Source organism: Bhargavaea sp. CC-171006 (assembly GCF_009761675.1).
Lineage (GTDB): Bacteria > Bacillota > Bacilli > Bacillales_A > Planococcaceae > Bhargavaea > Bhargavaea changchunensis.
The window spans coordinates 120,280-139,128 of the sequence record NZ_QUZH01000015.1; the positions used below are offsets into that span (position 1 = coordinate 120,280).

At 59.4% G+C, this 18,849-nt stretch carries 17 protein-coding genes; 2 read left to right on the forward strand and 15 right to left on the reverse strand.

Features of this window, described 5'->3' with window-relative positions:
* Positions 1-49: 49 nt before the first annotated feature.
* From DZC51_RS07500 to modA, 14 genes are all read right to left on the reverse strand, one after another.
* The gene (locus DZC51_RS07500) at positions 50-544 is read right to left on the reverse strand and encodes a MogA/MoaB family molybdenum cofactor biosynthesis protein (protein ID WP_157294763.1); all 495 of its coding nucleotides are present in this window, start codon (positions 542-544) and stop codon (positions 50-52) included.
* 17 nt (positions 545-561) lie between these two features.
* Positions 562-1,581, reverse strand: coding sequence for a ThiF family adenylyltransferase (locus DZC51_RS07505; protein WP_157294764.1), 1,020 nt, complete (start codon positions 1,579-1,581; stop codon positions 562-564).
* Positions 1,582-1,614: 33 nt separating this feature from the next.
* Positions 1,615-3,132: a nitrate/nitrite transporter gene (locus DZC51_RS07510; RefSeq protein ID WP_157294765.1), complete on the reverse strand. Its 1,518-nt coding sequence runs from the start codon at positions 3,130-3,132 to the stop codon at positions 1,615-1,617.
* A gap of 186 nt (positions 3,133-3,318) precedes the next feature.
* Positions 3,319-3,846 (reverse strand): hemerythrin domain-containing protein, encoded by a 528-nt coding sequence (locus DZC51_RS07515; protein WP_157294766.1) that lies wholly within the window; start codon positions 3,844-3,846, stop codon positions 3,319-3,321.
* Between the two features lie 100 nt (positions 3,847-3,946).
* Entirely contained in the window at positions 3,947-4,594 is a 648-nt protein-coding gene (locus DZC51_RS07520; protein ID WP_157294858.1) for a response regulator transcription factor, read from the reverse strand.
* Positions 4,595-4,602: 8 nt separating this feature from the next.
* Positions 4,603-5,667, reverse strand: coding sequence for a sensor histidine kinase (locus DZC51_RS07525; protein WP_370513680.1), 1,065 nt, complete (start codon positions 5,665-5,667; stop codon positions 4,603-4,605).
* Positions 5,664-6,119 (reverse strand): GAF domain-containing protein, encoded by a 456-nt coding sequence (locus DZC51_RS07530; protein ID WP_157294767.1) that lies wholly within the window; start codon positions 6,117-6,119, stop codon positions 5,664-5,666. Before DZC51_RS07530 ends, DZC51_RS07525 begins: the two co-directional genes overlap by 4 nt.
* Positions 6,120-6,171: 52 nt before the next feature.
* Positions 6,172-6,852 (reverse strand): respiratory nitrate reductase subunit gamma, encoded by a 681-nt coding sequence (narI, locus tag DZC51_RS07535; protein ID WP_157294768.1) that lies wholly within the window; start codon positions 6,850-6,852, stop codon positions 6,172-6,174.
* Positions 6,845-7,411 (reverse strand): nitrate reductase molybdenum cofactor assembly chaperone, encoded by a 567-nt coding sequence (narJ, locus tag DZC51_RS07540; RefSeq protein ID WP_157294769.1) that lies wholly within the window; start codon positions 7,409-7,411, stop codon positions 6,845-6,847. The genes narI and narJ overlap by 8 nt, the downstream gene beginning before the upstream one ends.
* Positions 7,404-8,990 carry a nitrate reductase subunit beta gene (gene narH / locus DZC51_RS07545; RefSeq protein ID WP_157294770.1) on the reverse strand — a complete coding sequence of 529 codons (1,587 nt, stop codon included), beginning with the start codon at positions 8,988-8,990 and terminating at the stop codon, positions 7,404-7,406. Before narH ends, narJ begins: the two co-directional genes overlap by 8 nt.
* Entirely contained in the window at positions 8,980-12,660 is a 3,681-nt protein-coding gene (locus DZC51_RS07550) for a nitrate reductase subunit alpha (RefSeq protein ID WP_157294771.1), read from the reverse strand. Before DZC51_RS07550 ends, narH begins: the two co-directional genes overlap by 11 nt.
* A 603-nt stretch (positions 12,661-13,263) precedes the next feature.
* Positions 13,264-13,914: an ATP-binding cassette domain-containing protein gene (locus DZC51_RS07555; RefSeq protein ID WP_157294772.1), complete on the reverse strand. Its 651-nt coding sequence runs from the start codon at positions 13,912-13,914 to the stop codon at positions 13,264-13,266.
* A gap of 5 nt (positions 13,915-13,919) precedes the next feature.
* Positions 13,920-14,603 carry a molybdate ABC transporter permease subunit gene (modB, locus tag DZC51_RS07560; RefSeq protein WP_157294773.1) on the reverse strand — a complete coding sequence of 228 codons (684 nt, stop codon included), beginning with the start codon at positions 14,601-14,603 and terminating at the stop codon, positions 13,920-13,922.
* Complete coding sequence (gene modA, locus DZC51_RS07565) at positions 14,600-15,364, reverse strand: molybdate ABC transporter substrate-binding protein (RefSeq protein ID WP_157294774.1); 765 nt, start codon at positions 15,362-15,364, stop codon at positions 14,600-14,602. Before modA ends, modB begins: the two co-directional genes overlap by 4 nt.
* A gap of 156 nt (positions 15,365-15,520) precedes the next feature.
* On the opposite strand from modA, the gene DZC51_RS07570 reads away from it, so the two are divergent.
* Together DZC51_RS07570 and DZC51_RS16215 are read left to right on the forward strand one after the other, a co-directional pair.
* Positions 15,521-15,946 carry a hypothetical protein gene (locus DZC51_RS07570; protein WP_157294775.1) on the forward strand — a complete coding sequence of 142 codons (426 nt, stop codon included), beginning with the start codon at positions 15,521-15,523 and terminating at the stop codon, positions 15,944-15,946.
* Entirely contained in the window at positions 15,943-17,784 is a 1,842-nt protein-coding gene (locus tag DZC51_RS16215; RefSeq protein WP_198304079.1) for an SEC-C metal-binding domain-containing protein, read from the forward strand. The genes DZC51_RS07570 and DZC51_RS16215 overlap by 4 nt, the downstream gene beginning before the upstream one ends.
* A gap of 60 nt (positions 17,785-17,844) precedes the next feature.
* Here DZC51_RS16215 and DZC51_RS07580 read toward each other — a convergent pair whose 3' ends face one another.
* A complete protein-coding gene (locus DZC51_RS07580; protein ID WP_157294776.1) occupies positions 17,845-18,840 on the reverse strand; it encodes a DUF4003 family protein in 996 nt (331 codons plus the stop codon).
* Positions 18,841-18,849 lie beyond the last annotated feature (9 nt).

The following is an 18,849-nucleotide window of genomic DNA, read 5'->3' on the forward strand; positions in this document are numbered from 1 at the left end:
ATTTCAGCGTCCTTTACTCCAAATCCAAGATGCATTTCCTGCACTCTGCCTATTTCCTCAGCTCCGCAACAATATGGCGGATTTCCGGGATGATGAGGCGCTTCATGGCGAGGCGGACGGCGCCTCGCGAGCCGGGCAGGATGAAGACGGCCTTGCCCTGCGCGGTGCCGGCGGCGGCCCGGCTGAGCATCGCTTTCGTGCCGACATCCTCGGCGAAACTCAAATAGCGGAACAGTTCGCCGAAGCCGTCCAGTTCCTTTGACAGGAGCGGCCGGATCGCCTCGATCGTGACATCGCGCGCGGCGATCCCGGTACCGCCCGTCGTGATGATGGCGTCGATCTCCGGCTCAGCGAGAAGCGCAGTGATGACGTTTCGGATCTCTTTCGCATCGTCCGCTACCCATCCGCGCCCGTCGACAGCCAGGCCCGCGAGTTCGGCGAAGTGCTCGATGAGGGCGCCCGCGGTATCGTTGTCTTCCGTTCTCGTGTCACTCACCGTGAGGATCGCAATCCTGATTTCATTCGGTTCTTGTCCATGTGCCAACTGACTCCCCCCTTTCTCTAGCCGAACAGCCGGTGATAAAGTGTTTTGCCTTCGTCGGCCGTTTTGGCTCCGTGAATCAGCAACCGGCCGTCGCCAAACAGGACGAACCGTCTGCCGAACGCCCGAAATTCAATAAAATACGGCGTCCGGCGCGTCTTCGGATCGATCCTTCGCCCGATCGCCTCGCCGGCATTCAGCGACACGGCACGGGCGGGGTCGGGCAAAATCTGGACGGCATCGCGCCCGCAGAGGACAGCCGCATCGCCAGCCCGCCGGGGCCGGAGCTCCGGGTAAGACGGCGAATTGCCGCAGGTGGCGCATTCCGGGTCTCGGATCCGGGAAACGCCGATGTCCAGATGCGTGCCCGCCCACAGGTCGAAGTGATGCACCTTCGTCCGCATGGCGCCATGATTTCCGGTCAGCCATTTCATCGCCTCCGCGCATTGGATCGCAGCGGTCGCCGACACGGCCGGCGGAATGATGCCCGCGGTGTCGCATGTCGCACCCGTGGCGGGCAGCACCGGCAGGAGACAGCGGTAACACGCACCGCGGCCCGGGATAAACGGAAAGACTGTCCCCGAGCCCCGGACACACGCACCGTGAATCCACGGGATGCCGTGCTTCATGGAAGCATCATTGATCAGGAGCCGTGTCTCGAAGTTGTCCGTCGCGTCCATGATCAGATCGCTTTCCGACGCAAGCCTCTCCATGAGCGGCCCGCCGGCATTGACGAGTTGGGAACGGATGACGACGTCGCTCCGGATTTCCTTCAAGTGTTTTTCCGCCGCGACAACCTTCGGCAGCATCTCTTCCGCATCGGCCTCGGTGAACAGCGTCTGGCGCTGGAGGTTCGAGAGCTCGACATAGTCGCGGTCAACCAGGATGATTTCCCTGATGCCTGCCCGGACGAGCGTCTCGGCAATGGCGGTGCCGAGCGCGCCGCAGCCGATGACTGCCACCTTTGCTGCTGCGAGCCGCTCTTGCCCGCCTTCCCCGATCGGCCCGAATAATGTCTGCCTCGAATACCGTCCGTCCACGTCAGTTGCCTCCCCGACGGAAAAGAATGCCGGTCAGCGCCGCGCATCCTTTCCGTGTTCTTTCGTGATGTCGCTGAAGGTCCCCACATAGCGTACATGCTCGCCGGTCTCGTCACTGACGGCCGCGATGTTCAGCCACTGCAGGTACTCTTCCCCGTTCTTTTTCCTGTTCCAGATTTCGCCCTGCCACATGCCTTCTTCCTTAATCTGTTTCCACATGTTCCGATAGAACTCCTTCGGCTGGCGGCCGGAAGACAGCATATTCGGATTGTTGCCGACTGCCTCTTCCTCTGTATAGCCTGTCAGCTTCGTGAACATCGGATTGACCGCGCGGATTTTCCCGCCAGCATCCGTCACGAGCACGCCCTGGCCGGTCGACCGAAACACGTCCGCCTGCAGGGACAGCCGGTCAGAGTAATACAGCCACACGACAAGGATGAGGCTTGCGAGCGCCACCTGTGACAGCAGCATGAAGCCGATTGAATAGGCGCCGGTCACCGAATAGATGATCGAGAGGAGGATTGGCGGGAAGAAGCCGCCGAGACCGCCCATCATCGAGACGAAACCATTGGCGATCCCCGCCTGCTTGGCAAAGTAGAACGGCACGAGCTTGAAGATGACCCCGTTGCCTATGCCGGCGCTGATCGCGATGGCAATGCTGCCGACCGTGTACAGGCCGATCGACGGCGAGAACGCCAGGATGATCGCCGCGACCGTATAGACCGCGAATGTCCCGATCAGCAGGAACATCGGCTGGAACTTGTCGGCAAGCCAGCCCCCGATCGGCCGCAGGAATGTCGCGACCGCGATGAAGATGGCCGTTCGGATGCCCGCGTCGACACTGTCGAGCCCGAAGTTCCCGACTAGGAAGTTCGGCAGGTACACCGTGAAGGCGACAAATGAGCCGAACGTGATGAAGTAAAACAGCGAGAACAGCCAGAGTTTCGGATTGTCCGAGACCCCCTTGACCTGCTCGAACATCGACAGCCTGACATCCGGCTTCGGCTCCTTGCGGTCACCGAAGAAGAAGTTCAGGAGCGCAAAGGCGGCCAGGAGGATGAGGAACAGCTTGACCGTCGGCTGCCAGCCGATCTGGCCGGCGATGATCGGCGCGGCGAAGGTCGTGATCGCCGTCCCGATGTTCCCCGCCCCGTAGATCCCGTTGACGAGTCCGTGCTTTTCCTTCGGATAGTACTTCGGCAGCGAGGTGACGCCGACGGAGAACACCGCACCGCCGACGCCAAGGATCAGGCCGCCGATGATGAGGTCCGAGAACGTGTCCGCCTCGCTGATGTACCAGACCGGGAACAGCAGAAGGACGAAGCTCCACATGAACAAGGTGCGCGCGCCGATGAAGTTGGCATAATAGCCGAACGGCATGCGAAGGACCGAGCCCAGAACGACCGGCACCGCGGTGACGATTGCCAAGCGCTCCGGCGGAATTTCGATGTCCTGCGTGATAAATGAAATGAGCGAGGACAAAATGACCCATACCATGAAGCCGACCACGAGGTTTGCCGTCTGGAGCGGCAACTGAATCTTCTTGACCATCTGTTTCACCTACTCGGTTAGAGTTTTGACTACAGGTGCTGCAAGTGAGATCGCGAAAACTTCTCTATGATTCTATTTTAAATGCCTGCTCCGATGTGGGTAATTAGGGGGTTCCCTGTCCATGCCGGGGGAAACCCTGTATGAGAAAAAAGCCGCGCACGGAGGTGTGACAGCGGCCTGTGCCCATCAGACGATGAGCGTGTTCAGTTTTTCTGCGAGCGCGTCCAGGTCGTCCGCCCGGAGAAGCCGCTCGGCCATCGGGAAAAGAACCGTTTCTTCCTTGACGAAGTGGACGGTCAGCACCTCGAATGCTTCTCCGGCATCGCCGACGATCTTCCGGATCTGCTCCAAGGCAAGCTCTGAGAGGTCACCCCGCGTGTGATGGAAAAAATGGCCGATATAGGCGTCAATCTCCCCATGCTCTTCCTGGATGCCGACGATCGGTCCCTGTTCGAGCCCGATGTAGCTGCCGAGAACCGGGAAGAAATGCTCCTCTTCCTTGTCGGTATGGTTCTTCAGCGGGTCGAGGAAGCCGATGAGCTTCGCTTTAAGTTCGGCCAGAAGAGACAAGGCCGTGGCCCTGTCCAAATCTTCTTCCCGCTCGAACCGGAGGACGATGTCATGCCATTCCTCCGCGAGATGCATCAGGTAGCGGTGCTCGTTTTCCAGGAGCCGCACCGCCGGCTCCGTAAACTGCAGTTGTCCGTTTGCCATCTGCGACGCCTCCTGTCTGTTGAGTCAGGGTGGTTGCTTTCCGTTCCGTCACACGTTTTCCGTGGGGAAGCCCAAGAGCCGGCAATCTACTCCCCCTTCCTCAGAAGTTCAGCAGTTTTTTCCTGAGGGCGAATTCGACGAGTTCCGGGCGGCTTTTCAGGCCGAGCTTTTCCATGATTTTGGCTTTGTGCGCCTCGACGGTCTTGACGGAGATGTAGAGCATCTCGGCGATTTCCTTGTTGCCATAACCTTTGGCGACGAGCGGGAGAATCTCGAGCTCTCGCTTGGAAAGGAGCTCATACGGATCATCCGGAGCCATGGTGTGGTCGGCTTTGACGAATTCGCGGACAAGCGAGGTTGTCATCTTCGGATGGATGTATGTGCCGCCGCGCCTGATCGTGCGGATGGCGTGGAGCAGCTCCTCATCAGGGGCGTTTTTCAGCATGTATCCGGATGCGCCGCTTTTCAGGACGTTGAACAGATACTCCTCATCATCGTGCATCGTCAGGATCAGGATCTTCGTGTCCGGAAAATCCTCCTTGATCTTGCCTGTCGCAATCAGCCCGTTTTCACCAGGCGGCATGCTGAGATCCATGATCAGGAGGTCCGGATGATGCCTTGCGACCATCTTGTAGGCTTCGATACCGTCTGCCGCCGTCGCAACGACTTCCATGTCTTCCTGAAAATTGAGGATCATCGAGAAGCCGCTCCGGACGACGGCGTGGTCATCCGCGATGACAATCGAAATCTTGTCCATCAGCGGACCTCCTTTCCCTGGAGCGCCGGGACACTCAGACGGATTGTCGTGCCGGTGCCCGGCGCGGAGTCCACGTCAAGCGTGCCTCCGACCAGCTCCGCGCGCTCCTTCATGCCGTACAGGCCAAGACCCGTTCCCTCCGGTTTGTCGCCGGGACGGAATCCCGTGCCGCCATCCCGGACGGTGAGGAGGAGCCGGCTCCGATCGCCTTTGAGCATAACCGAAACCGAGTCCACATCCGCATACTTGAGCGCGTTCAGGATCGCCTCCTGGCACACCCGGTAAATGACGGTTTCAATCTCTGTTTCAAACCGCTTCACCGGCAGGTCGGATGAATAGTCGACGGTGAGGCCATACGTTTCCTCAAGGCGCTTGAAATGCGAGCGGAACGCCGCATCCAGGCCGAGGTCGTCGAGGGCGGCCGGGCGCAGCTCGACCGAGATGTTCCGGATGTCCTCCAGGAGTCTGGACAACGAGGCTTCGGTCTCCTTCACCTTGGCCAGCACATCCGCGTCACCCGTCATGTACTTCAGCACGCGGAGGTCGACGACCGCGCTCATGAGTTCCTGAGCCACCCCGTCATGAAGCTCACGGGAAATCCTACGGCGCTCGTTTTCCTGCGCATCGATGATATGCTTCATCATCTTGTTCTGATAGGCCTTTTCCTGCATGCGGTGCTGGCGCGTCATGTCGCGCAGCAGGAACACCCGGATGTCGTTTTCCGGGTCGACGGTATGGAATGAGGAGGCATACGGCACGAGGCCCTGCCCCTTCGTGTTCAGGTACAGCTGGAAGGACGAGAAGTCGCTGCGTTCCGGTTGATGGAAGTAGCAGTTCTCACACGTCTTCTGCCCGGTTTCATCCACATATCCGGCGCAGACCTGACAGAGCGCGCCATCATTGCCGTCGAGAAGCGCTTGCAGCACGTCGCGGTCGAGGATCTTTTCCGCCGCCGGGTTGGCGGCAAGCGCCCTGCCCTCCCCGTCAAAAAACAGGATGGCTTCGCTGCTCTTGTCGAACATCTTCAGCATCAGCTCATTCAGCAGATCCTGCTTTACGCTCACCGGGTCACCAGCTCCTTCCCGTCAAATCCGGGAAATGAGGCAGATGCCTCGGCCATCTCCATGCAAAGCGTTTCCGTCACCTCGGCACAGCCGTTCCGGTACCCGCCGAGCAGGACGCCCTTTACGCGCCCGCCGTCATAGAGCGGCACAGCGGCGATGCTGGTCAGCTCTTCGGTTTTGACGATCGGATAATCGAACACAACCGGCGTATGCCGGTCAGGGTCGATAAAGGGCACCAGCAGTGGTTTTCCGGTCTTGAAGACCGTCCCGGCAATGCCCCTGCCGGACCGGAGGACAATGCGGCGGTAGCGGTTGTTCAGGTTTCCGGACGCGAACCGCCAGCGGACCGAATAACCGCTCGGGGCGTCTTCCATCGCCAGCGCCATAAAGTCGAAGCCGAGCCGTTCCCGGAGCCTGTCGATCACATTCTGGTAGTTTGTCAGTTCATTCATCGCGGACCTCTCCCGTTTTTCCGCCCGATCGGCGTTCATTCTTCCTCTCAGCTTAATTCACCTTATGCCTCCTGTACAGGATGTAACTTCTGCCGACATACGACAGCGGGACGCTCCAGACATGGACAAGACGCGTGAACGGCCAGAGCGCGAAAATAAGGAAAGCAGCCAGAATATGAATCTGGAAAGACACCGGAACCCCGAGCATGTAGGATGCATCCGGACGCAGCAGGAACAGGTCGCGGAACCATACAGAAATCGTATCCCTGTAGTCGAATGCAGGATTAACGGCATTCGTCACGACCGTCGCGTACATCCCCATGAAGACGATGATCAGCAAAAGTGTGTTGACGATCATGTCGCTTGCGGAACTGAGCTTCCGCACCGCCTTGATCGAAAATCGGCGGAACGTCAGGATGAACATCCCGAGAAGCGTGACCAGCCCGAAGAACCCGCCGATCCAGATGGCGCCGAGGTGGTACATGTGGTCATTGACACCCATTGCCCGCATCCATTCCTTCGGGATGCCAAGTCCCGAGACATGGCCGAGAATGACCGGGATGATCCCGAGGTGGAACAGCAGGCTCCCGACCATAAGCTGTTTTTTTTCGATGAATTCACTGGACTTGGCCGTCCAGTGGAATTTGTCCACTTTATAGCGGTAGATATGTCCGACGACAAAGACCGCAATGCAGATATAGGGGAAAATCACCCATAGAAATTGGTCAACCATGAGCCGGTGCCTCCTCTAAACACGCTTTGAATGTTTCCCGCAGCCCCTTGATGAGGTGGAAATACGGACTTTCCTCCTTTTCGAGTGCTTTCATCAGGTGGTAGGTGCCGTCTTCTAGAACCCCCATCAGGATCCGGAAACTGTCGGGCGTGCGCGGGTCATCCAGCCATTCGGCGGCATAGAGGAACTCGCACATGAGCGGCAGGTAGTCGGACAGCTCCTCGTCCGGCATCTCCAGGCCGTACATCTCATAGAGCACCTTGAGCTTTGCGAGCATCTGTCCGCGCTCGCGGGCATCCTCGAACTTGAACCAGGTCATGTACAGCGCGCAGTCCTCCTCGAAGTCGAATGTCGCGGTGTACAGTTCCCTGAGCTCATCCAGGCTGAACGTCTGGACCTCCTCCCAGTACCGGAGTACATGGGCCCTTGCCGGATGGTCAGGGCCGAATGCCTCCCCGACCTGGTCCGGATGAAAATCCCGCTTGTCCGGCCACGTCAATTGGTTGGAAAAGAATCCGAATGAATCTTTGAACGTATACAGCTTCCGGTTATCAATCACGCCAGATTCCCCCGTAGAAGTTCTCTTCGTAGATCTCCTTGCCGGTCTTCGTCTCCGTGCCGGCTCCCGGACTCGCCGGTCCGCATCCGTCGCATCCCGCGCCGCCCGTGCCCATCGCGCCAAGGCCCATCGTGTCGCCGCCGAAGCCTGCGGATCCCTGCATGTCGTACGTGTTCATCCGGTTCTCCTTGTGGGAGGTCGGGATGACGAACCGGTCGTCATACTTCGCGATTGCGAGCAGTCGGTACATTTCCTCGGTCTGCAGGGCGGTCAGGCCGACCCGCTCAAGCCGGGATTCATCGAACTCTTTGCCCGACGACAGCGCGCGCATGTACTGGCGCATCATCGCCATGCGCTGGAGCGACCCCTTGACCGTCTCCGTATCGCCCGCCGTCAGCATGTTCGCGAGGTACTGGACCGGCGTGCGCATCTCCTCGATCGCCGGGAAGATCATGTCCGGGTTCTTGATCGAGTCCTTGCCCTCGAAGTAGTTCATGATCGGCGAAAGCGGCGGCACATACCAGACCATCGGGAGCGTCCGGTATTCCGGGTGGAGCGGGAATGCGAGCTGGTGCTCGATCGCGAGCTTGTAGACCGGCGAGTTCTGAGCGGCCTCGATCCAGTCCTCCGTAATGCCGTCGCGGCGCGCCTGCTCGATCACTTCGGGGTCGTTCGGGTCCATGAAAAGGTCGCACTGCGCGCGGTAAAGATCCTTCTCGTCCGGCGTCGAGGCGGCTTCCAGCACCCGGTCCGCGTCATACAGCAGGACGCCGAGGTATCGGATCCGGCCGGTGCACGTTTCCGAGCAGACCGTCGGCAGGCCTTCCTCAATCCGCGGGAAGCAGAACGTGCACTTTTCTGCCTTGTTCGTCTGCCAGTTAAAGTAGACCTTCTTGTAAGGGCACCCGGTCGTGCAGTACCGCCAGCTGCGGCACGCCTCCTGGTCGACCAGCACGATGCCGTCCTCGTCGCGCTTGTAGATCGCGCCCGCCGGGCAGGATGCCACACAGCTCGGGTTCAGGCAGTGCTCGCAGAGCCGCGGCAGGTAGATCATGAACGACTTCTCGAAGTTGAACTTGATCTCTTCCTCGATCTTCTGGATATTCGGGTCCAGCGGGCCGGTCACATCTGCGCCGGCCAGATCATCTTCCCAGTTGGAGCCCCACTCGAGGTCCATCTTCTCGCCCGTCACGGCCGAGTAGGCGCGGGCGACCGGCGGGTGCTCGCCTTCGCCCGCTGTGACGAGGTGGTCGTAGTTGTACGTCCATGGCTCGTAGAAGTCGCGCATCTCCGGCATGTCCGGGTTGTAGAAGATCTTCCCGAGTGCCACCTTGGACAGGCGGTTCCCCGACTTCAGCTCCAGGTTGCCGTTGCGGAGCTGCCAGCCGCCCTTGTACACTTCCTGGTCCTCCCATCGCTTCGGGTAGCCGATTCCCGGCTTCGTCTCCACGTTGTTGAACCACATGTACTCCGCGCCTTTCCGGTTCGTCCAGGTCGTTTTGCAAGTGACGCTGCATGTGTGGCAGCCGATGCACTTGTCCAGGTTCATCACCATTGCAATCTGAGCTTTAATCTTCAAGCCAGTTGACCTCCCTTTTCTTCCTGATCATGGCATATTCGTCACGCTGGTTTCCGATCGGCCCGTAGTAGTTGAATCCGTAGCTGAGCTGGGCGTAGCCGCCGACCATCTGTGTCGGCTTCATATGGATGCGCGTCGGCGCGTTGTGGCTGCCGCCCCGCGTGTCCGTGATTTCCGACCCCGGCGTCTGGATATGCCGGTCCTGTGCGTGGTAGGCAAGCAGCGTGCCTCGCGGAATCCGGTGGCTCGTGACCGCCCGGCATGTGAGCGCGCCGTTCCGGTTGTACACTTCAATCCAGTCGTTGTCCGAGATCCCGTGCTCCGCCGCTTCCTCGTTGTTCATCCAGGCGACCGGTCCTCCGCGGAACAGCGTCAGCATGTGCAGGTTGTCCTGGTACATCGAGTGGAAGTTCCATTTACCGTGCGGCGTCAGGTAACGCAGGACCAGCTTGTCTTTTCCGCCACGCACTTCCCTGTCTCGCGGGCCGAACACCATCGGCGGCAGCGTCGGCTTGTAGACCGGGAGCGCTTCCCCGTACTGAAGGAAGATCTCGTGGTCAATGTAGAAGTGCTGGCGGCCGGTAAGGGTCCGGAACGGCACGAGCCGCTCGATGTTCGTCGTGAACGGCGAGTACCTGCGGCCGGCTTTGTTGGAACCGCTGAACACCGGCGTCGGGATGACTTCCCGCGGCTGGGCGGTGATGCTCTGGAATGTGATCCGCTCCGCCGCGCGCTCCGCCGAGATGTCGGCAAGTTCCACGCCGGAAAGCTTTTCCGCTTCCTTGTAGGCCTTCTGGGAAAGGCGTCCGTTCGTCGCGGACGACAGATGAAGCACCGCGTCAGCCGCCTGGCGCGCCGTCTCGACCTTCGGCAGGCCGCTCTTGATCGACTCGTCGTGGTAGACGCCGTTGATGCGCTTCAGCTCCTCGTATTCTTCGGCTGCCGAGAAGCTGACGCCGTGCGCGCCGGTCTTGCCGACCTGGAGATTCGGGCCGAGCGTGATGTATTTGTCGTAGATCTTCGTATAGTCGCGCTCGATGATACTCAGGTTCGGCATTGTCTTGCCCACGACCGCCTCCACTTCCCCTTTTGCCCAGTCGCGGACAAATCCGAGCGGCTGGGAGATCTCGCTTTCCGAGTCATGGTTCAGCGGCGTGGTGACGAGGTCCTTGTAGACGCCGGGCAGATGGGTCTGCGCCATCCCTGAGAATACTTGCGCCAGCCTTCGGAAAATGTCCCAGTCGGTGCGGGATTCCCAGAGCGGATTGACCGCCGGGTTGAACGGGTGGACGAACGGGTGCATGTCGGTCGATGACAGGTCGGTCTTTTCGTACCATGTCGCGGCCGGCAGCACGATGTCCGAATGGAGCGGTGTCGTCGTCATCCGGAAGTCGAGCGAGACGAGAAGATCGAGCTTGCCTTCCACTTCGTCGCGCCAGACGATCTCCTCCGGCTTCACTTCCTCGTTCGGCCGCGCCATGAGCGCATCGGCCGTGCCGAGCAGGTGCTTCATGAAGTATTCCTGGCCCTTGGCGGAGCTCGAGATCAGGTTCGAGCGCCAGACGAACATTGTCCGAGGGAAGTTTTCCGGCGCCGCCGGGTCCTCGATTGCGAACTTGACTTCGCGGCTCTTGATCTGATCGGCCGCGCGCCCGATGATTTCCTCGTTTGTCGTCTTGCCTTCACGGGCGGCCTCTTCCGCGAACAGCAGGCTGTTCTTATTGAACTGCGGATAGCTCGGCAGCCATCCGAGCCGCGCGGCCATGACGTTGTAGTCGGCCGGGTGGCGGTAATCCAGTTTGTCTGCTAGCGGAGACTTCAGCGATTCGGTGTCCCCTTCCTCGTAACGCCACTGTTCGGTGCCGAAGTAGAAGAACGAAGTCCCGTTCTGGAGGCGCGCCGGTCCCTGCCAGTCTTTCGCAAAGGCGAGCGTTGACCAGCCCTCGATCGGGCGGCACTTTTCCTGGCCGACATAATGTGCCCAGCCGCCGCCGTTGACGCCCTGGGAAGCGGTCAGAATGACGAGGTTCAGGATCGAACGGTAGATCGTGTCGGAGTTGAACCAGTGGTTGATGCCTGCGCCCATGATGATCATGGAGCGGCCGCCCGTATCCAGCGCGTTCTGTGCAAACTCGCGGGCGATCTGGGTCACCACAGATGCCTTGACGCCGGTAATCCGCTCCTGCCAGGCCGGCGTGTAGTGCGATTCCGCATCGTCGTAGCTTTTCGCGTCATACGGATTGTCCGTCCTGCGCACGCCGTACTGGCTCATCATCAGGTCGAAGACAGTCGCCGCGTATTGCTCCGTGCCGTCCGCCAGGCGGACTTTCCGCGCCGGGATGACGCGGCGGAACGTGCCGTCGCCGGAGTCATCGAAGAACGGGAATTCAATCTCCTTCCATTCTTCGCCGTGTCCCTCGACGGTGAGTGCCGGCTCGATGCGCGTCCCGTCCTCTTTGTCGAGGATCAGGTTCCATTTGCCGTCCTTTTCCCAGCGCTGGCCCATCGTCCCGTTCGGCACGACGAACTCGTCCGCCGCCTCATCGAAGATTACCGGCTTCCATTCGGCATTTTTCGTATCGCTGCCGAAGTCACTCGCGCGCAGGAAGCGCCCTGCCTTTAGAGAGTCGTTATGCGGGTCGAGCAAAATCATGAACGGCATGTCCGTATACTGCTTCGCGTAGTCGATGAACATCTTTTCTTTTCGCTCCTGGTAAAACTCACTCAGGATGACGTGGGTCATCGCCTGCGCGAGCGCGGCATCGGTGCCCGGGTGCGGCGCGAGCCAGTTGTCCGCGAACTTCACATTTGCGGCAAGGTCAGGCGCGATCGAGACGACCTTCGTCCCCTTGTAGCGCACTTCGGTCATGAAGTGCGCATCCGGCGTCCGCGTTAGCGGCACATTCGAGCCCCACATCATGAGGTAGCCCGCGTTGTACCAATCCGATGATTCCGGTACGTCCGTCTGCTCGCCCCAGATCTGCGGCGAGGATGGCGGAAGGTCGGCGTACCAGTCGTAGAACGACAGCATCTCCCCGCCGAGAAGCGAGATGAACCGTGCCCCTGACGCGTAGGAGATCATCGACATGGCCGGAATCGGCGTGAAACCGGCAATCCGGTCCGGGCCATATTTGCGGATCGTGTAGATCAGCTGCGCGGAAATCAGCTGTAGCGCGTCATCCCAGGCGACGCGGATCAGGCCGCCCTTGCCCCGGACCCGCTTGTAGCTCATCGCCTTTTCCGGATTCTCGACGATGCTCGCCCATGCATTGATCGGATGGCCGTCGTTTTCCGCGAGCGCCTCGCGCCACAGCTTCCACAGCCTTCCGCGCATGTACGGGTACTTCACCCGATGCGGGCTGTACTCATACCACGAGAACGTGGCGCCCCGCGGACAGCCCCTCGGCTCGAACTCCGGCATGTCCGGACCGCAGGACGGATAGTCGATCTGCTGGTTTTCCCAGGTGATGACGCCGTTTTTGACGAACACCTTCCAGCTGCAGGAACCGGTGCAGTTCACTCCGTGCGTCGTCCTGACGACCTTGTCATGGGACCAGCGCTGGCGGTACATGTTCTCCCAGTCCCGGCTTTTCGCCTCCAGGATCGACCAGTTCCCCGAATAGCTCTCCACGGGCTTGAAGAAGTTCAGGCCATATCTTCTCTTTTTCATTCATCCGACACTCCTTTTTGGCAGGACAATTGGACAGAATGCTAGTAGTACTATTCTGATAGTTTCATTATGGTGGTTTCCGCCAACACTTCCCATTAGGGAAAAACCTATCAGACGGCGGGAATTCCCTTTATTGGGGGGAGCAGCGTGGACTATAAACGGGGGCAGTACGTCAGGGTGGCTGTCGGGGACCGGTCGTGCTTATTTCAAGTTTGGGCGCAGTATTGCAACTTCGAAGCTCTTATTGCAACTTGCGTTTCCTTATTTCAACCTGTGGATCCTTATTTCAACTTCGGAGCATCAATTTCAATTCGCGGAACCTGATTGCAATTCTCGGTCCTTTATTGCAAATTCCGGTTCCTTACCGCAAATCGGGAAAGAGGAATTCGGACTTACAGCTGGCGGTCCGGACTTGGACGCCGTAATTCGGACTTAGACACCGGATTCCGGACTTACAGATTTGATTTCGGACTTACGCATGAGGTTTCGGACTTAAAACCTTGATTTCGGACTTACGCTCCCCATTCCGGACTTACACAGGGTTGCTCCCCCATTTCCCTCGCCGCCCATGGTCCACTAAAGGCAATAAAAAAGCCTCCCTTATCAAAGGGAAGCTTCAGATATCAGAAGTTCGGCCATGCGGCCTTTCTCGATCCGGACGATGCGGTCCGCGGTGCGTCGGGCTTCGTCCATGCTGTGGGTGACCATGAGGACGGGGATCTGCCAGTCCCGATGGATGCGCATCAGCTCGTTCCGGCAGCGCAGCCGGGTTTCGTCGTCGAGCGCGGAGAACGGCTCGTCCAGCAACAGCAGTTCCGGTTTCATCGCGAGCGCCCGCGCCAGTGCCGTGCGTTGCTTTTCGCCGCCGGAGATTTCGTGCGGATACTTGTCCATGAGCGGCCGGATGCCGAGCAGCTCGGTAAGTTCCTTCACATGGAGCGGCTCGGGCTTTCCTGGAAGCCCGAACAGGATGTTCTCACGCACCGTCATATGGGGGAAAAGCGCATAGTCCTGGAACAGGTAGCCGACACGACGCTCCTGGATCCGGAGCGGTTTGCGGCCATCTTCCGCAAACACCCGCCCGCCAAGCTCGATCCGGCCAGAATCCGGCTTGACCGTTCCCGCCAGACAGTTCAGGAAGGTCGTCTTCCCCGAGCCTGACGGGCCGACGATTGCGACGATTTCCCGATCCATCCTAAATTCGGCCTGCAGATCAAACTGCGGCAGCCGTTTGGTGAATTCCGCTTTCAGCACCACGCTCACTCCCTTCCCCGTCTTCTTGAGGTCTTCCTGCGCCAGCCGTTCAGCCAGGTGATGGCGGCAAGGCCGAGCAACGTGATGAGGACGACCCAGAACATCGCCTCGCCGGTGCGTCCGGCCTCATAGGAAAAATAGATGGCAAGCGGAATGGTAACGGTCTCGCCCGGGATGAATCCGGCGATCATGAGTGTTGCACCAAATTCCCCCAGGCCCCGTGCGAACGAGAGGACGAGTCCCGCCAAAATACCCGGCCAGGCAAGCGGGAAGGTCACTTTCCGGAAGATCCGCCATTCGCTGACGCCCATCGTGCGGGCAACGTTTTCCCATCTGGGGTCGACCTTCTCGAACGCCGCCTGCACGCTCTGATACATCAGGGGGAGTGACACGATGAATGAAGCGATCACCGCCCCGACCCATGTGAAGACAATCCGGATGCCGAACCAGTCCTCGAGCAGGCGTCCGATGGGTCCATTCACGCCGAACAGCATGATCAGCCCGAATCCCACCACGGTCGGCGGCAAAACAAGCGGCAGCAAAATCAGCGCTTCGGCCGCGCTCTTGCCCGGGAATTCCCTGCGCCCCATGAACCGGGCGAGAGCGATGCCCGTTACCGCCGCGAGCACCGTGGATAGCAGCGCGACGCGGAGCGACAGCGTGAGCGGCGAGAGGTCCGGAACCGTCACTTGCCGTCCTCCGGCTGCGCAAAGCCGTAGTCTACGATGACTTGCCGCCCATTATCGCCTGTCAGCAGTTCAAGGAAGGCCTCTGCGGCAGCCGTATTTTCCGCCTGTTCCGCAATTCCCGCCGGATAAACAATCGGTGTATCGCCCGGCGGAAGCTCACCCACGACCTCTACCTTGTCCGAAATGGCCGCATCCGACCGATAGATGATGCCAAGGTCCGTATTGCCGCTTTCCACATATGTCAGTACCTGCCGGGCGTCCTTGCCGTAGACCAGGCGGCCGTCCAGATCGTCCCATAGCCCTGCAGTATCGAGAGATTCTTTTGTATAGATTCCGAGCGGCACGCTGTCCGGCTGTCCGACGGCGATGCTGCCTCCCGGATTCCGAAGCACGTCCTCGACATTGCTGTCCATTGTCCCCGCTGAAACGAGGACGAGCCGGTTTTCTGCGAACGGGATGACGGTTTCGGCATCTATGTAACCCGCGTCCGCCGCCTTTTCCATATCCGTACTGCTGGCCGACAAAAACAGGTCGAACGGGGCTCCCTGTTCAATCTGCGCGCGGAGTTTCGTCGAGGAGCCGTAATTGATGACGAGCTCGGTGTCAGGATGCGACTCCCTGAACACCGGCTCCAGTTCCCCGATCGCATCCATCAGGCTTGCGGCAGCCGAAATGCGGAGCGTCTTTTCCTCTTCCGCACCTGATGCCCCGCAACCGGCGAGAAGCATTGCGGCCGCGGCAAACGCGATGATCTTTTTCATGCCCGTCCCCCCTTTTCTTAAAAAATAGTCGAGCCTGCATCGCTTGTCAAACGCGCTCAGGGAATTCCCTGTATCCCCTGTGGACCTTCCCCGTCTTCCGGGAATTCCCTATTTCCTGTGCTATACTGATAGAAAAATCTGAAAGGATGGAAAATCATGCCCGGACCCGCATTAAAGCAACTCCATGCGCATCACGCAATCCATCAGGGCGCGCTCACAGGCGCCATCCAGAAAACCGATGAAGTCAAGCGCCTGCTGAAAGCCGGGGAAGGAGAGGTCGCGAAGATGGCAGCCGACCACCTCCTCGAATACTGGGAAACCCGCATCATCGCCCATGCGGACGCCGAGGAAGACGGTTTCTATCAGGAAATGGTCGGGCTGCATCCGGAGCTGGAGCGCGCAGTCATCCAGCTGACACGTGACCACGACCTGATGAGGACAATGGCGAAGGACATTAAACGGATGCTCACGGAAGAGGGCCTGACCCCGGATGTCATGCAGCAGTTCGAGGCGCTGATCGTGGTCGATGACATCCACAGCCGTGACGAAGAACGCTTGCTCCTGGACGAGCCGAACCGATGAGGGCACAGGAGCGGGATGCTGCCGCCGGGCGCAATGACCCGTGTCCGTGCGGCAGCGGCAAGAAATACAAAAAGTGCTGCGGCGCCGAAAAGGACCGCAAACGGCTGGAGCGGGAGATCGACCAGGACATCGGACGTGTCCTCGAAGGCTTTTTCGCAGCCCATCCGACCCCTTCCGAACTGCAGGAACTGACAGCGTTGAGGCGTGATGAAGGTGAAGTGCTCGCTTCCCTTCACGGGGAAGAAGAGGCCGGCATGATCATCGGCGACCTGTACTTTTTCCAGAAAAGGGCCGATATCTGGAACGATTACATCCGGAAAGCTGCAGAAACAGAAAGCCGCGTAAAAGTCCGGTCGGTCCTGGAAAATTTCCTGGACCCTCTGCTCCTCGCCCTTCTCGTGACGGATTCGGACATGCGTACTGTACATACTGATGACGTACTGACGGGCGACAGATTCCACCTCGCCGCCGGCCCTTCCATCTGTGCACGGGCGGGTGATGTGCTGATCGGATTTTTCGTGAGGGACTCAAGAGCAGATGGCCGTCTTTTGCCGCTCAACAGCCTCGTCACCGCGGAAGGCGCGGAAGAGGAGACCATCGAGAAATTGCGGCAGGCCGCTTCAGGGCAGGATGCCCAAGCGTTTTTCCTGGCGCATCCCCTTGCCGCCTACAGATTGTTCGGCCATGTCATCGAAGAAACCGCACTTCCGGAAAGCATCTCCGGGGCCACAGAGGCGCTCGAGGACTTCATGATCGAAGAAGACCTTAAAGATGACCGCATTGTAGAAGGGTTTTTCCATTTCCTCGGCAGCAAGGAAGATGTCCCGGACGGCGCCATTGCAGGGGCCGTGTGGCACGGCATCCGCTCCGGCGCATTCGGCCTCAACTGGTCGCTCGCCGAGACAGCCGGCCATTTCGGGACGGACCCGGACTCCGCCCGGCAATTCGCACAGGAATTTGGCCGTTTCATGGACGAGGCAGTGGCTCATGAAGACGGTGAGACTCCCGTATACGCACTTGGGGCCGGTACCGATCCGATGCCTGCGGAGTTCAGGAACTGGCAGATGTTCATGCATCTGAAAGATGCGGAAGTTGCTGACCAAAAAGCGCTTCGGCGGCTTATGGAAGCCTACGAAGACCGGCCATATATGCCGCATTCCGCCAAAGAGGAAGCTCAGATCCGTGCATATGAAGCCTATCTCGCAAAAGACGCGGATATTCGTGAAGAAAAGGCCCGGGAAGCCCTGCAGCTTGATCGCGAAAATGCCGATGCCCTTATGCTTCAGGCGGAGCGGACGGAAAACCCGGAAGAGCAACTGGCCCTTCTGCGCCGTGCTGCTGCTTCCGCTGAACGGCAGTTTGAGCCGGACATCGAGATTGCCTGGGGCTATGTGCCAAACCGGCAGTACCTGCGTGCGCGGTTTCGGATCGCCGTCCGGCTCTGGGAGGAAGGGCGGATGGAAGAAGCATTCGATGAACTCTATGCCATCCTCCAGCTAAACCCGGGTGACCATCAGGGGGCACGCTATGTCGCGCTGTCGGCCCTGATCTCCCTCGGAAGGCTGGACGAAGCGGAAAGCCTGATCGCCCATTACGAGGATCCCGATGGGGACAACGCCTTTTTTGCCTGGTTCCGTTGGGGGATTGAACGAAAGAGGAATCTGCTCTCCCCTGCCGCGGAAGGCGCATTCCGGATCGCCGAAGAGCAGAACCCTTACACCGTGAAATATGTTCGCAACCGACCGGAAAGCGACCCGTACCCGAAAAACGCGGCGATTACGCCTCGCTCCCCGGAGGAGGCCCGGCTTATCTGGACACTGCTTGAAAAGACCCTTTAAACAAACGAAGCCCGCAGCGCCTGGCTTGGCGCTGCGGGCTTCGTGTTTTCTCCGGACCAATCAGGAGCCGCCGTCCCCACCCCCGCCGGCCGATGCTGCGGCAGCCGCCGCGGCAGCGCCGCTCGATGCCATGATCGCCTGCTGGGCACGGAGCACTTGTTCCACGGACGCGGCGATGCCGATGTGGGCTGCCTGCTCTCCCGTCGTCATTTCCATGAGCACCGACTGGATGGCCGCGGACAGCGCCATTTCTTTGTACCAGCGGAACAGTTTCATCTCCGAGAGGGCCTTGGCCGTCTCCACGATATGCTCCACTTGCGATTGTTCCACGTGGAACACGGTGAGAAGACCGATTGCCGGATAATGGAGCGGCTTGACTTTCAGCCCTTCCGCTTTCAGCCGGTTACGGATTTCGGAAGCCTTTTCCGCCCGGCTCTCTTCAAAGGCGGCATTGCCGTAAGTGATCGTCTGGGACATCCACTGCAATTCGTTTCCAAAACGGAAACCGCGGGTCTTCAGATCCTGGTAATACTGGTGCATCACTTCTGCCAGCTCCGACGGACTGATTGCCTGGCTGCCGAGCAGCACGGCAAATGTGTAGTCATCATCTGATGTCAGGATGCGGTGCCTCTGCTTCATTTCGTCAAAGAGCATCTTTCCCGCAATCGCCTCACGGCGGGCCTCCCCTTCCTCATCCGAAAGCAGCGTCGCCGCCAGATAGGAATGGATCGTGTTTCTGAATCCAAGTCCTTGGAGGATCTCCTGTTTTTCAAACAGATCGTCTGCCATCTCCTGTGGAAGCTCGCCTTCGCCCGACGCGTCCAACAGTGCAGAAATCAGCGGGTGGAACTGCCCACGGACGGGGGAAAAGAGACCTGACCGCTTTTTCAGCGCATCGGCCACTTCCCTGAGCCTCCCGGCATCAAAACCCTTTTCACCAAGAGCATAAATTCCCGCAATCGACAGCAGCACCCGCTTGTCGACCGTCCAGCTGAACAGGTTCACGAGTTTCGGATAAATCGTCTCATAGCGGTTCTTGATCATGGCCGTTTCCATTCGGATCAC